Annotated in this window: 9 protein-coding genes; 1 reads left to right on the top strand and 8 read right to left on the bottom strand. The window is 54.3% G+C overall.

Translation table 11 applies throughout. From position 1 onward, the window contains the following. Positions 1-2: 2 nt before the first annotated feature. The 6 genes from NYE48_RS07410 to NYE48_RS07385 form a co-directional block, all read right to left on the bottom strand. The gene (locus tag NYE48_RS07410) at positions 3-968 is read right to left on the bottom strand and encodes an ABC transporter permease (protein WP_212950341.1); all 966 of its coding nucleotides are present in this window, start codon (positions 966-968) and stop codon (positions 3-5) included. 84 nt (positions 969-1,052) lie between these two features. Then, positions 1,053-2,747: an ABC transporter substrate-binding protein gene (locus NYE48_RS07405; protein WP_212950339.1), complete on the bottom strand. Its 1,695-nt coding sequence runs from the start codon at positions 2,745-2,747 to the stop codon at positions 1,053-1,055. Between the two features lie 125 nt (positions 2,748-2,872). Next, positions 2,873-4,414 (bottom strand): response regulator transcription factor, encoded by a 1,542-nt coding sequence (locus tag NYE48_RS07400; protein WP_340997797.1) that lies wholly within the window; start codon positions 4,412-4,414, stop codon positions 2,873-2,875. Continuing rightward, positions 4,386-6,233, bottom strand: a complete 1,848-nt coding sequence (locus NYE48_RS07395) for a sensor histidine kinase (protein WP_340997795.1) — start codon at positions 6,231-6,233, stop codon at positions 4,386-4,388. Before NYE48_RS07395 ends, NYE48_RS07400 begins: the two co-directional genes overlap by 29 nt. Before the next feature lie 15 nt (positions 6,234-6,248). Further along, entirely contained in the window at positions 6,249-7,796 is a 1,548-nt protein-coding gene (locus tag NYE48_RS07390; protein WP_340997793.1) for a response regulator transcription factor, read from the bottom strand. Between the two features lie 339 nt (positions 7,797-8,135). Beyond that, positions 8,136-9,857, bottom strand: coding sequence for an ABC transporter ATP-binding protein (locus NYE48_RS07385; protein WP_340997790.1), 1,722 nt, complete (start codon positions 9,855-9,857; stop codon positions 8,136-8,138). Positions 9,858-9,980: 123 nt separating this feature from the next. Between NYE48_RS07385 and NYE48_RS07380 the strand changes: the two genes are divergently transcribed. Then, positions 9,981-11,540, top strand: a complete 1,560-nt coding sequence (locus NYE48_RS07380; RefSeq protein WP_340996292.1) for an IS5 family transposase — start codon at positions 9,981-9,983, stop codon at positions 11,538-11,540. A gap of 363 nt (positions 11,541-11,903) precedes the next feature. On the opposite strand, the gene sigJ is transcribed toward NYE48_RS07380, so the two are convergent. Both sigJ and NYE48_RS07370 read right to left on the bottom strand, forming a co-directional pair. After that, a complete protein-coding gene (gene sigJ, locus NYE48_RS07375; RefSeq protein WP_340997788.1) occupies positions 11,904-12,767 on the bottom strand; it encodes an RNA polymerase sigma factor SigJ in 864 nt (287 codons plus the stop codon). Next, a complete protein-coding gene (locus tag NYE48_RS07370) occupies positions 12,736-14,046 on the bottom strand; it encodes a phytoene desaturase family protein (RefSeq protein WP_340997786.1) in 1,311 nt (436 codons plus the stop codon). The genes sigJ and NYE48_RS07370 overlap by 32 nt, the downstream gene beginning before the upstream one ends. Positions 14,047-14,137: the final 91 nt, after the last annotated feature.

Below are 14,137 nucleotides of genomic sequence, written 5' to 3'. Positions count from 1 at the left end.
GTCTATAACAGCCTCTCTTCCCCTAGTCGTTTGGCAATCCAGTTGGCGATCAGCAGCATCGTGACGCTGACGACGGTTTTGAATATGCCGCCGGCCGTCGCTAACGAATAGTTGCCTTGCGCTATCCCGTACTTCAGCACAAAGATGTCGATCGTTTCCGCCCAATCCACGACAAGCCCGTTGCCGAGCAGATACTGCACCTCAAATCCCGCTTCCAAGATGTGGCCGATCGACATGATCAACAAAATGACGATGGTCGGCTTGATGCCCGGAAGCGTGACGTGGAACATTTTCTTGTAACGGCTGGCCCCGTCGATTTCGGCGGCTTCGTACAGCGCCGGATCGATGGAAGACATGGCGGCCAAATAAATGATCGTGTTCCAGCCGACTTCCTTCCAGACGTGGGAAGCGCCGACGACGCCCCAAAAATAATGGCCTTCGCTGAGCCACAGGATCGGCTCCTTAATCAAATGCAGCTTCATCAAAACGTCGTTGACGATGCCGTCCGAAGCCAAGGTTGTCGCCACGATGCCGGTAACGATGACCCAGGACAGGAAATGCGGCAAATAGGAAATGGTCTGTACCGTCCGTTTCCAGAATACTTTTTTAATTTCGTTCAGCAAAAGCGCCAAAACAATCGCCGTCACAAACCCCAATACCAGATTGATGACGCTCATGGCGAGCGTATTGCGAAGTACGCGCAAAAAATTGTCGTCCAGAAACAAAAACTTGAAATGCTTGAATCCTACCCATTTTTGATCCGCAAAATCGAGGGCCGGCTTGTAATCCTGGAATGCCATCGTCCAGCCCCAGATCGGCACGTAAGAAAACAAGATGATATACGCCAGCAAAGGGACCGACATCCAGATCAACTGCCGCTGGTTTTTGATCAAGGACCAGGTCATCGGCTGCCTTTTCCCTTTTTTCGGTTTGCGGACGACGGGCTTTTTCGTTAAGGTCTCTTCCATCATTTTTTCTCCCCACCGAGCCTTGGATTTAAGAAAGCGGAAGGCCGCATTGGCGCCTCCCGCCTCCAGCTAGCTTCTGATGCCTTACTTCACCGACCAGTTCTCGATCCGCCATTGAAGAACTTCGTTGATCCGATCCTCGTAAGCTTTAATGTTCAGCTTGTGGATCTCGTTCGTATATTCCGTCCATACGCTGTCAAAATCGGACGGGTTTGCCAAGATCGCTTTCGGCAAAAATTTGGTCGACAAGTCGTTTTGCTTCGTATTGACGATTTTGGCTTCGGAACCTTCCACCAGATCGACGCTCCATGCCGGATAATAGATCGGATTCTCCGGCGCCGGGCTGAAGAAATCGACATAGCTGTTGAAGCCGTAGGCCTTCAGGAACTTTTTGTCGTATTCTTCGAGGCCTGCCTGGTACTCTTCCGGCTGCGCCGCGCCATCCGTCGCGTTGCCGTCACTGAAGAAACCTTGCATTTTCGGGCTGAAGCTGTACAGCGTGTCCGCTTTGTTCGCCAGCTTCCAAGTGGCGTCCGTAAATTTGTCGCGCTGCTCCTGCGTTTTCATGAAACGGCCTTTCTCGTTCACGATGTAGTCCTCGCCTTCGATTCCCCAGGAGAGGATCTTCTGCCAATCTTCCTGGATCAGGCGGTCCCACAGCTTGATTATTTTCACCGGATCCTTGGCGTTCACGCTGATGCCGAAGCCGTTGTTCAGGTTCAGCGCCGGGCGGTCCAAATAATAATCCCTGGTGCCTTCGTCATACACGAGCGGAAGCCCTACGTACGTTCTTTCATGTTTTTTCTGCGTGATCAGGGCGTTTTCGGCGTTTTGGAAATTCCAATGCTGGTCGAACATGCCCAGTACCGTTCCGCTGGAAATTTTGGCGAGGTACTGATCGAAGTTCTGCGTGAACGTTTCTTTGTCGATCAGCCCTTTGGCGTTAATTTCGTTCAGCTTTTGATAGTAACGTTTCGCATAGTCCTTGTCGGCGAAAATTTCCGCCTTGCCGTCGTTGACGACCACGCTGCCGTCGTTCGGATGGCCGATCAAATGCTGCGGCGGGTTGAACAAGCCCCAGTTTTTCCAGTCGTAGTTCAAAATTTCGAATCCGATCGTCGGCTTGCCGTCGATGTTCGGATGTTTTTCCTTATACTTGGCGATCAGGTCGAAATATTCGTCCAGCGTTTTGACCTTCGGATATCCGGCTTCCTCAAGCACCGCCTTCTGAATCCAGAACGCCGGCCCGGAATACCATGTCGAGCTCACTTCCCCGTTGTAGGCCCCGTAGTTGGGCAAAATGTAAATGTGCCCGTCGTTCGGATCCTTCATCATGTTCCAGTACTTCTCGTAATGTTTTTTCAAATTCGGAGCATGTTCTTCGATGAGGTCTTCCAGCGGAATGTATGCGCCTGCCGCCGTCAATTTCGTATTGCCCGTCATGATGTCCGGATAGTCGGAGCCGGCGATCATGACGCCGAGCTTCTGATTCAGGTCGCCGGCCAGAAATTCGAATTTGAAGGTTACGCCCAGCTCGTCCTTAATCTTTTTGTAAATTTTGTTGTCCGGCGTCGGCTGCTGGCCGGCTTCGCCGATGAACGCCGTAATTTCAAACGGTTCGGGTTTCCCCTCGCCGCTGCCTCCCGATGCCTCGTTTCCGGCCTTGGCGTCTCCGGATGTCGCCGTCTTGTCGCTTCCTCCGCATCCCGCCAGAATGAAGCTGAACGACAGCAGCATAATCATGCCGAGCCGGATCACTGATTTTGACTTGCCCCCCATGTATAGCACCTCCGCTAAAATTTGTTACTTCAGGGATTGGAAGCCCTTACAAGTAACTTACTCTTATTGTAAAATCGCTTTCAAAACCGAACTATATCGCAATTAAAGCATTACCCCCAAAAAGTTTAGGTTTTGGTTTTGAATTCGTTGGGGCTCATGCCCATTCTTTTTTCGAAGTGCTTCAAAAATTGCCCGTAGTTGGCATAACCGACGCTTTCGGCGATTTCGCTGTTTTTCAGCTTGCCCTGCTTCAGGAGCGCCGCGGCTTCTTCGATCCGCAAATCATGGATCAGCTCGTTGAAGCCGATTCCGTTCTTCCGGATCAAAAGCTGCCCCAAATACACCGGATGCAGAAAAAATACTTCGGACAGCTTGCGGATCGTCAAAGGCTCGCGAAAATGGGCGCGGATGTATTCATTGATCTCCTGGATAATGCCCTGCGACTTCTGCGCCTGTTCGCGGGCGAGAAGTTCGATCGTGCCGCGGCCGCAAGCAAGCAGGCTGTCCATCAGATCGTCGAGGTGAATGACGGCGTCCGACATTCCGAACGGCAGCGGACGGCAGGCTTCCAGGAGCCTTTCGGACTGCTCCGTCCCAAGCTCCTTCCAATAGTCCATCATTCGATACATCAGATGAATGACGAACTTTTTGACGATTTCGGGTTCGACGCACTCGCTGCGGAAACTTTGCCCTGCCGACGCCACCGCTTCGGCGAAACCGGGCGCATCCAGAACGTTCAGGGCCCCCGTCATCCGGTCGATGAGGCGCACCTGGTCGTAATGGTATCGGAAGGTTTGGTCCCTCACCGAATCGTACGTGCGGATCCGGCCGTAAGCGGTATCGTAGAAATTGAAAAGAACGGCCTCCTTGGCCGTCTTGCAGCACCGCCTCAGCTCCAACAGCGTGTCGGCCTCCATGCCTGTCGCCATAAACACCCGGGATGAAGCGCAGGCTTCCGACAGGCTTTCGAGAATCCGGAACGCTTCATCCTCCGCCCCCCGGAACGGCGCATAACCGTACACGATCCCGAAGCTGTGCGTATCGATATCGATCAGGTACATCGCTTCCCGCTCCCGCAGCAGGGCCGCAGCGGTTTCGCGCATCCAGGCATAAGCCGGCGGGTCGCATTGCACCAGGCAAAAATTCCACGCGGCCTTCGCGGCGGACAGACGTTGGAGCGCATCGAGATCGCTCGGGGACAGCGGCTCGTCCATCGCCGCTTTTTTGAGCAGGCATACCGTTTTTTCATGTGCGGCAATGAGGTTGATGCTCCGTTTTTCATGTTCCCTGCAAAGCTCGCGGTATACGGCCTCCAGTTCCTTTTCGGCCTCCTCCTCTTCGATCGGCTTCAGCAAAAAATGGTTGATCCCGTACCGCATCGCCCGGCGGGCATATTCGAATTCGCTGTACCCGCTGACGATCACGAACATCACGCTGCGGTCCCCGTCCTTTTGCCATGCGCCGATCATCTCCAGTCCGTCCATGAGCGGCATATGGATGTCGGTCACGACCAAATCGGGCTTCAGCTCTTTGATTTTGTTCAAACCGTCGGCCCCGTTGCCGGAGGTTCCGCAAATCTCAAAGCCAAGCCGCTCCCAATCGATCCACAGCATCATGCCCTCCAAAGCTCCGGGTTCGTCATCGATCAACAGCACTTTGTAACGCATGTTCATTCCCCCCGGCAAGTTCGTCTCGTTGATTTAACAGTTTCATGGGAATATCGAATAAAACCTCCGTTCCTTCGTCCAACCGGCTTTGAATATCGAAGCGAACCAAATCGTTGTAATACAGCTCCAGCCGCCGGTAAACGTTGCGGATGCCGATGCTGTTGCCTGAAACGTTTTCGATTTGGATGGCTTTCATGATGTCGTTCCGCTTTTCCGCGGACATGCCTTTGCCGTTGTCGGACACGGATACGTGCAGCCGGTCCCCTTCTATCGCGGCCCCGACCGTGATCAGCCCCTGCCCGTCCACGGCCTGAATGCCGTGCTTGCAGGCGTTTTCCACCAGCGGCTGGATGCTCATTTTGGGAATTTTGTAGTTCAAAACCCGTTCGTCGACATCAAAGCGGTATTCGAATTTATCCCTAAATCTAAACTTTTCGATTTTGAGGTACATTTCCGTGAACCGGATTTCTTCCTCCAGCGTCACCAGATCCTCCTTCCAGCTGAGCAGCCTGCGCAGCAGCTTGGACAAGCTTTTGATGATGTCCGTCACCTCGAAATATTCGTGTTTGGTGCATACGACAAGAATGGCGTTCAGCGTGTTGAACAGGAAATGGGGATTCATCTGGCTTTGGAGAACATTCAGCTCGGCCCTCACCTGTTCCATCTCCAGGCTTTTCTTTTGAATTTCAAGCTTGTACACGTTGTTGATCAACGAATTGATGCGCGACGTCATCATGTTGAAATTGCGAATCAGTTCCCCGATCTCGTCCTGGCCTTCGTCCATGCGGATCAGCTCGAACTTTTCGTTCGTCACTTTATGCATATGCCGGGACAACCTTTTGACGCGGTAATTGTAAGAGCGCAGCATGATGTAGATGAAGACGGACGTAAACAGCGTAATGACGGCCGCCAGAAGCCCGACGGACCACTGCATGTCGCGCATCGCCTGGCTCACCCGCGTTCCCCGCGTAATGCCGATCAGCTTCCAGCCCTTGACGTATTTGGCCGTGCCGATCGAAACGACATGGACGTCCTTGTTTTTTTCGCTGTCCGACAGGTCGAAGACGGGGTAAGCGCCGCTGACCGCATTTTGGTAGCCGCTGTCCGCCGACATGATGATTTCGTCGTTTTCGTTGACCAGATACAGGTTCAAATAATCCCGTTCGCGGATGATCACGTCATAAATTTTCCGCAGGTCGATATCGATGCGCAACAGCTTTTCGAACCGGTCGTAATAGTCGTAATAATCCATCCGCTCGATCACGCTCAGATAAGGGGCGATCACGGAGGAGTTGCTCGCCTCGGCTTCCCGGTAGGCCGCAACCAGGACCGAATCCTTCGAACGCTCCCACAGCTTGTACCATTCGCTGTTTTTGACCTGCTGATCGATGATTTGATAATTTCCTCCCTGCACGATCGTCGGATTATCCGTGTATATGCCGATCCGCAGGATTTGGTTGTTGACCGGAATGTAGCTGCTGACCCGGTTGCGAAGCTGCTCGTCGAACGTTTCGTAAAAATCGAGCGGATTGGCGTATGTCCGGTCCAGTATCTCGTAAAGCGCTTTGTCCGTGTTCAAGGCATGGCTGACGGCCACGCCCCCGTCCACGAAATCGTGGATGTCCTTCCGGGCCCGCTCGAGCGACACTTCGAGGTTCTGCTCCTCCCGCTGCTTGATCAGCTCGGACATCCGGTCCATAAAAACGAGATGAATGACGGCGATCGGCAGCAAAACGCCGAGCAAATAGATCAAAATAAACTTGAGGTTGATCGGAATATCGTTCACGATTTTTCGGAACCTGATTTTTTTCCCTAACATGCCTGCACCATCCCGCTATTGATCCGCCTGGCGGTTTTTCCATTGTCCCTTGTAAACCGAAGGCAGCATTCCCGTGTAGCTTTTAAACTTGCTGATAAAATAATCCGTGTTCGGATACCCGACCTTCAACGCCACGTCGGAAATTTTGGCCTGCGTCCGTTTCAGCAGTTTTTTCGCCTCTTCGATCCTTTTTTCGTTCACGTATTCGTTAAAGGTTTTGCCCGTCGTTTTTTTGAACAATTGCCCCAAATACGTCGCGTTCATGTGGAACTGCCGGGATAAATCCTGCAGCTGCAGCTTGGCGTGAAATTCCCGGTCCACGTATTGGATGACATGGAAAATCGTATTGTTTTCGTTTTGTTTGGCAAGAAGCAAAAGAAGGGCGCCGGCTTCCGCGCAAAGGCATCCTACATACGCTTTCAGGGCCGGGTAATCCTTGATGTCGCCAAGACTGCCATGCTGCTCGCGGATCCGGGCCATCAGCGGGCCGGGGGTTCCGTTCATCTCCGAAATCCGCCTGCAGAGCGTCAGCTCCAGATCGGCGATGCGGGTTTTGGCCCATTCGATGTCCGAAAATCCCGATGCAAACGACGCTACCAGATCGTGGACCTGGCCCTCCACCGCTTCCGAAAGGCCCGCGCAGACGGATTCGGCCAGCCGCTTGATTTTTTCATCATGATCTGCGCGCTGTTCCGGCGTTTTTCTGCAGCAGCCGTAAAAAAACAGCCCTTCCTTGCCCTGGCAGCGTTTGGATTTGCTGACCTCCAGCGCCTGCAAATACAGGGAGCGGATGGAGCGTACGCCGGACAGCGGATCGCTGAACGAGATAATGACCGGCCGGATCAAGCTCCCGGTCAAATCCCGATATAACGCAAGCCCGATCTCCTCAAGACGATCCGCAGAACATTCTTCCGTCGGCACGATAACGCCGACCCTCCCCGCATTGTCCTGAAAAGACCGGTCAACCGCGCCGGGAAAAAGGAGCTGCAGCCGCTCCCGCAAATCCGCCGACCCGATGTCCGTCTCCACCAGCAAACACCGCAGTTCCGCATCGGTTTTCACATGCAACGCCCGCGCGGCCTGCTGCTCCAGACCTTCATCCGCTTCGCCCTGGATCAGCCTGTTCAGAAGATTGTTCAGAAACAATGAATGCATGCGGTTTTCCGTGCGCTGCGCGGCGGACTCGGCTTGGATCGATGCCCCGACCCGCTGCAAAATCGCTTCGAACTCCTCCTCGTCGATCGGCTTCAGCACATATTCGGCCACCTTTTGTTTCATGGCGGAAAGGGCATAGCCAAAATCGTCGTAACCGCTCAAGATGACGAATTTCGGAGGCCGCTCCATGGTCCTCTTGGATTGCTCCACAAGCTCCAGCCCGTTTAACGCCGGCATATGAATATCCGTCACGACGAGTTCGGGGCGAAGCCGATGGATCAGGTTCAACGCTTCGGCTCCGCTCAGCGCCTCTCCGCATACCTGAAATCCGAACTTCCCCCAATGGACCATCGTGCGCAGCCCTTCCAGAACCCACGGCTCGTCGTCGACCAACAGCACGTTCATCATTCGCATTCCCTCCCCCGTGTTTTGCGGATTTACGGGCAGCCTCCATATCCGGATGCGGCCTCGCCAAATCCTTCATGACTTTAAAGCGCTTAGTCCTTATGCTACCAAACTTGCTTGGGTCCTGAAAATACCAATCGAAGCAGCGCAGGCAGCCCCGATCTTCCGGAGCTGCCGCAGGTGCCGATTTCGAATAAAAAACGCTTCCATTTCCAATTATAAAAAACCTTTCATCGAAACGCCGATCAAAACTAAAGGTGTTACCTTAAATATTTTAGGTTTTCATGCAAAAAAAGCTGTCCTGCATGCCTTGGTGACCAGGCGGGTGCAGGACAGCATCATTCAAAATTGTTTGGCGTACAACTGTGCATACACGCCGCCCCGGGCGATCAGTTCGTCATGGGTCCCCTCTTCCGCGAGGCCATCCTCCGTCAGGACCAAAATCCGCTGGGCTCCCCGGATGGTTGAAAGACGGTGGGCGATCACGATCGTCGTCCGGCCTTCGGCCAGCGATTCCAGCGACCGTTTGACGATGTCTTCGCTTTCGTTGTCGAGCGCGCTCGTCGCTTCGTCCATGATGACGATCGGCGGATTTTTCAAAAACACGCGGGCGATGCTCAGCCGCTGTTTTTGTCCGCCCGACAGCTTGACGCCGCGCTGCCCGATCTCCGAGCGGTATCCCTGCGGCAGGCCCATGATAAACTCATGCGCATTGGCCTTGACGGCTGCCGCGATGATCTCCTCGTCCGTGGCCGCCGGATTTCCGTACCGGAGGTTCTCCATGACCGTACCGGCAAACAGATAGACGTCCTGCTGCACGATGCCGATGTTTTTCCTGAGCGATTCCAGTTCGAGATCGCGGACGTCGGTTCCATCCAGCCGCACTTCTCCTGCGGTGGCGTCGTAAAAACGCGGGATCAGCGAGCATAACGTCGTTTTTCCCGCCCCGGAAGGACCGACCAGCGCAACGTACTCCCCCGGACGGATCCGCAGCGACAAGTCGTTGAGCACATGCGTCTTGCGGTCTTCGTAATGGAACGACACCCGCCTGAATTCGATGTCCCCGTTCACGCGTGCAAGCACGGCCGCATCCGGCTTGCTGGCGATGCTTGGCTTCAACTTCATGATTTCCATGAAACGCTGAAAGCCGGTGACTCCTTCCTGAAGCTGCGTGCTCATATGCGTCATCCGTTGAATGGGTTCGATCATGTAGCCGATATAGAGCAAAAACGTGATCAAATCCGCCAAATCCAGCTTATGGCGAACGATTTGGGCGCTCCCGAAAATGACGACCGTGATCGTGATCAGCTGAAGCAGCATCTCGAAGCTGTTGTAAAAAAGCGCTTCGGCCCGGTACGTTTGTTTCCGGCTTTCGAGGAACCGGGAGTTCTCGCGCTCGAATTTTTCGATTTCCATCCGCTCGCCCGCAAACGACTGGACGACGCGGATGCCCGATAAACTATCTTCCGCCTGGGCGTTGACGTCCGCGATCCGCTCCTTGTTTCCGGCCAACGCCTTGTTCAGCTTTTTGTTGAAATAAAGGGCGAAAAACACGAGGATCGGGAAAAAGCACAACACCGCCAGCGTTAACGGCGCATCAATAAAAAACAAAATGGCAAGCGCTCCGAAAAAGCGGGAGAGCGAACGGACGTAATCCTCGGGCCCGTGATGGTAAAGCTCGGAAAGCAACAGCAGGTCGTTCGTGAGCCGCGACATCAGCCTTCCCGTTTTTTCTTTGTCGTAAAAATCGAAAGAAAGCTTCTGCATGTGGGCAAACAGCTCGCTGCGCATGTCGCTTTCCATGCGTGCCCCTACCTCGTGCCCCTTGTAATCCACGAAGTAGCTTCCAAGGTTCTGAACGGCCGCCAAAACAAGCATCAGCCCGCCGATCCAGTAGACCTTTCCCAGCGCTTGGGACAAATCCTCCTCCAGCACATGTTTCGTGATATAACGCACGAGCAGCGGAAACGCCAGCGTGACGGCGGAGACGAGCAAGGCGCAGGCCAGCACGGACAGAAACAGCCCGCGATAAGGCTTGTAATATAGGGCTTGCTGAATAATCAAAAAATCCTTATCTCACAAGGGTTTAGAGGCACTATTGTCGAATTCATCTGCAAAGAAAACACGGAAAATCGGTAAAAAACCTTGCAGATGGAGTGAGCGAAAGTGTTCGTGCTGAATCGAGATATGGCAGACTTGTTGGAAAACTTCTATTTGCCCTTTGGCGGAAAATTAAATCCAACCAATCGGTGGGTGCAGCTTGCGGCGATCATCCCTTGGGACAAAGTAGAAGAGAAATATGTGAGCTCGTTCAAGTCCCCAGCCATCGGCCAAAAGGCGTACTCGGCACGTATCGCCCTCGGCTCGCTCATCATCAAAGAGCGCCTTGGTTTAAGTGACCGCGAGACCACCTTACAAATCCAGGAAAATCCATATTTGCAGTTCTTCTTGGGCTACACCGCGTATGTCGATAAAGTGCCGTTTCATCACTCCCTGCTCACGCATTTTCGGGAACGGCTCGGCTTGGAAATCCTAGCTGAAGTCAACGACTGGATCGCCCAAGCCGCGCTGCAAGCAGAGCGAGAGGTCGAGGCGAAACCGAAATCGTCCAAGCGGGATCGCGATGACGACGACAACGACGCGGGCGGCTCGCAGCTCACCATGGAGGTAGGGGACGCTTTCTCTATTCCCGAGGAGCCCCCTGTTGTGGCGAAGAACCCCCGCAACATGGCGAAAAAGCTACACGCCCTGCCATCTACAGCCGCACCGACAGCGGAAGTCATGAACAAGGGCACCCTCATGCTGGATGCGACATGCGCGCCTGCGGACATCAAGTATCCGACTGACTTGGGGCTGCTGAATCACGCCCGTGAAATCCTGGAAGACATCATCGACGTGCTGCACCGTCCCCATGTCGGAGCGATGGAGAAGCCGCGCACGTACCGCGAGAAAGCCAGAAAATCGTACCTGAGTGTTTCCAAGCAACGCAAGGCATCGGGCAAGGTGATCCGCAAAGCGATCAAAAAGCAACTTGGCTACGTGGGACGGAATCTGCGGATTATTGAAGCCCTCGTAAAGTATACGCCTCTCACGGAACTGAGCAAAAGACACTATCGCCAGCTTCTGATCATCTCGGAGCTCTACCGTCAGCAGCGCGAAATGCTAGAGAAGAATACGCATGTCGTCGCCGATCGCATCGTGAGTATCGAACAGCCGCATGTACGTCCGATGGTTCGAGGCAAAGCTGGAGCGAACGTGGAGTTCGGCGCCAAAATCGCCGCCAGTCTGGTGGACGGTTACGCTTGGATCGAAACGGCACAATGGGACAGCTTCAACGAGGCAACCACGCTGCAAGCATCGGTGGAAGCGTACAAACAGCGATTCGGGTATTATCCCGCCGTCATTCTAGCCGATAAAATCTACCGCAATCGAGACAACCTGAACTATTGCAAAACGCTAGGGATTCGCCTTAGTGGCCCGAAGCTCGGCAGACCCTCGAAAGAGCAAAGTGAAGTCGCCGATCGTCGGCAAGAGCGCCAGGACGCTGTACAGCGTAATGCGATCGAAGGAAAATTTGGAGAAGGCAAGCGCAAATTGGGCCTAGGTCGCATTCGGGCGCGTGGCGCCGAAACCAGTTTGACCGTCATCGCCCTTCAGTTTCTGGTCATGAATCTGGAGCGGCGACTGCGTGTTCTCTTTTTGCATTTTTTCAGACTGCTTGGGTTTAGAGACTTGCGTTGGGTGTAGATGGAACGAATCTTGTTCAGCAAGCCCTAATATAGAAAAAAACTTTTTGATCGGAAAACGCATAGGATACCCCTTTATACGGTTTTTGGACGCGCATGCAAGGGGGTTGCCGTTTACAAGTTAAGCGACAGTTCCACCCTCATATGCTTGGAGCGTTGCAACCGTCGTTTTTTTCATGCCGATCTCCTCCCTACGTTGTGGTTGGTTTCATTATATTCGAAATCAAGGCTCAGGCATCCGGTAGCAGATGGTTAAATTCGTTTTTTACCGCCTGGCGATGCGCGCGGGGGAAATGCAAAAGGCGCTGCGGACATCTTCGGAAAGATGCCGGCGGCGCCTTCGGTCTTGCGGCCGGTTGATCTGCTACACATGCCTTAATTTATCCGGATTGCCGATGCTGTAGATCGTTTCGATCCGATTTTCGCGATACGCGAACGAAAAAACGTATTGCCCCACGTCCGCCACCCGGACCCGGACCCCTGGCATGCCATTGACGAAAAGAAAGGAAAACTCGGATTTCCCTTCGTACATCGCAAGCAGATTTTGGATAAACAACAGAACCCGCTCCATTCCAACGACCGGAATGCGCGCCGCCCTTGCTTTGCCGCCGCCGTCGGAATAAAAAACGACGTTTTCGCTGAGAAGCTCCAGCAGTTTGCCGGTATTCCCCTGCATCAGGGAGCTTATGAACGATTTGATCCGCTCCTCCGCCACGTGCACCGCGGGAACCGAATCGGGATCGAAATGGATGCCGGCTTTGGCCCGGCGGTAAATCTGGCGGCAGTTCGCGCCGCTTTTTCCGACCATATCCGCGATTTCCTCATACGAATAATGGAAAATTTCCCGCAGCAGGAAGACGGCGCGTTCAACCGCGTTCAACTGCTGCAAAAGCAAAAGATACGCCATGGAAATCGTCTCCTTTTGCATGTAGACGGCAGAGGGCTCCTCTTCGGCGGCCGCACGGCCGACCAACGGTTCCGGGAGCCAAGGCCCCACGTAAAGCTCCCGTTTTCTGGCCGACGAACGCAGCAGGTCCAGGCAGCGATTGGTTGCGATTTTGTACAAAAAGGCCCTCTCATTGCGGATGGCGCCGGGATCCGGCAGCTGGTCGTACGCTAGAAACGCTTCCTGCACGATGTCCTCCGCATCCATGACGCTGCCCAGCATCCGGTAAGCCAACGAAAACAGCTCGTTTTTATACAATCGATACAGCGCTTCGGTACTCATCTTCAGGCATTCCCTCCGTTCCCGTCCGGGCCAAAATATGCCGCACGGCCCGTTTGGCGCTTGCCGTCGCGGCATCGACCAACTGTTCGCCATGCGACGCCCAATCTCCTGCCACGTACAATCCCGCGATTTCGGGCACGGCCGGACCCGGGTTCTCCTTGCGCTTGATATGCATAAAATCATGGCACACCGTCATTTTCGGAAGATATTGTTTGGCCGCCAACTCGTTCCGCCAGCCCGGCTGCACCAAGTCGAGCGTCTGTTCAAGCTCAAGCAAATCCCGCTTGGCATCCGTGTCCGTTCCTTGGTACTTCATCAGCGAAATCACCTGGGCTCCGTCATCGCTTAAGCAGGCCGCGCGCGACTGGTTGCTTAAAAAGACGGTTTGATCGATGCCGTACACGAATTGCTGCTTCGGTTTGGGCAGGCGCCGCAAAGCCACGTCCAGACAGGCGGCCGTAACCGGAATCGCTTGTTCCTTCCACGTACGGAGCGCGGTTCGGTCGGCCTGCGGGACCAGGCGATACGCCTCTTCGGGCGGAGCGGCGATGATGATGCTGCCAGCGATGATTTTCGTCCCGTTGTCGCACAGGACATGCCGGACGGCGCCTTGATCATGGCCGATCGCAACCGCTTTGCTGCCCGTCAGGCAAGCAACGCCCAAGCGGGAGGCCAATCGTCTTAATTCCTCCACGGTTTCTCCCCAGCCCCGATCCAGATAGAGCACGCCTTTCAAAGCGTTTTTGAGCTGCCTGAGCGCCGGACCCGCGGCTTGCAGATCGGGAGCGACCACATAACTTGCCGTGCGCAGCAGGGAATAAAAAATGTGCCGGACCATCGGGTCTTTGATCTGGCCTTCGATCCATTCGCGGAGGCAGATCCCGTCATAAAGGCGGGTATCCAGCTTGCCGAATTTCGCGAGCCACGCGGCGAGCTCCATTTTCCCTTTCCAGGAGACCAGCGGGGTGGCCAACAACGATGCGGCGTTCGTCGGCAGCGTCTTCAGCGTCCCTTTCCAAATCCCGTAGGCGTCAACCGACGGCTGATTCCCTTGCAGACGTAGTCCCAGCTCGCGAAACGTCTCCCAAGCGTCTCCATGGTACAACGCATGCCCGCCCAAATTGAAGTACGCTCCGTTTTTCTTGTTGGTGATCGCCCGGCCGCCCAACCGCTCCTGCTTTTCGATGAGCACCGTTTGTTTGCCTGCTTTTGCCGCATAGACTGCCGCCGTCAAACCCGCGACCCCACCGCCTACAATCGCCACGTCCGCTTTTTTCATTCCAAATCCTCTCCTTCCGTTTGGTTACCCGTATGACGGGGAAGGGGAGCGAAACGTGACAAAAATGAATATTTTTTTCGGATAACGCCCA

The organism is Paenibacillus sp. FSL M7-1455 (assembly GCF_038004655.1).
Taxonomy (GTDB): domain Bacteria; phylum Bacillota; class Bacilli; order Paenibacillales; family Paenibacillaceae; genus Paenibacillus_AQ; species Paenibacillus_AQ cookii.
Note: the sequence above shows the minus strand (reverse complement) of the source record. Positions and strands in the feature narration are given on the sequence as shown.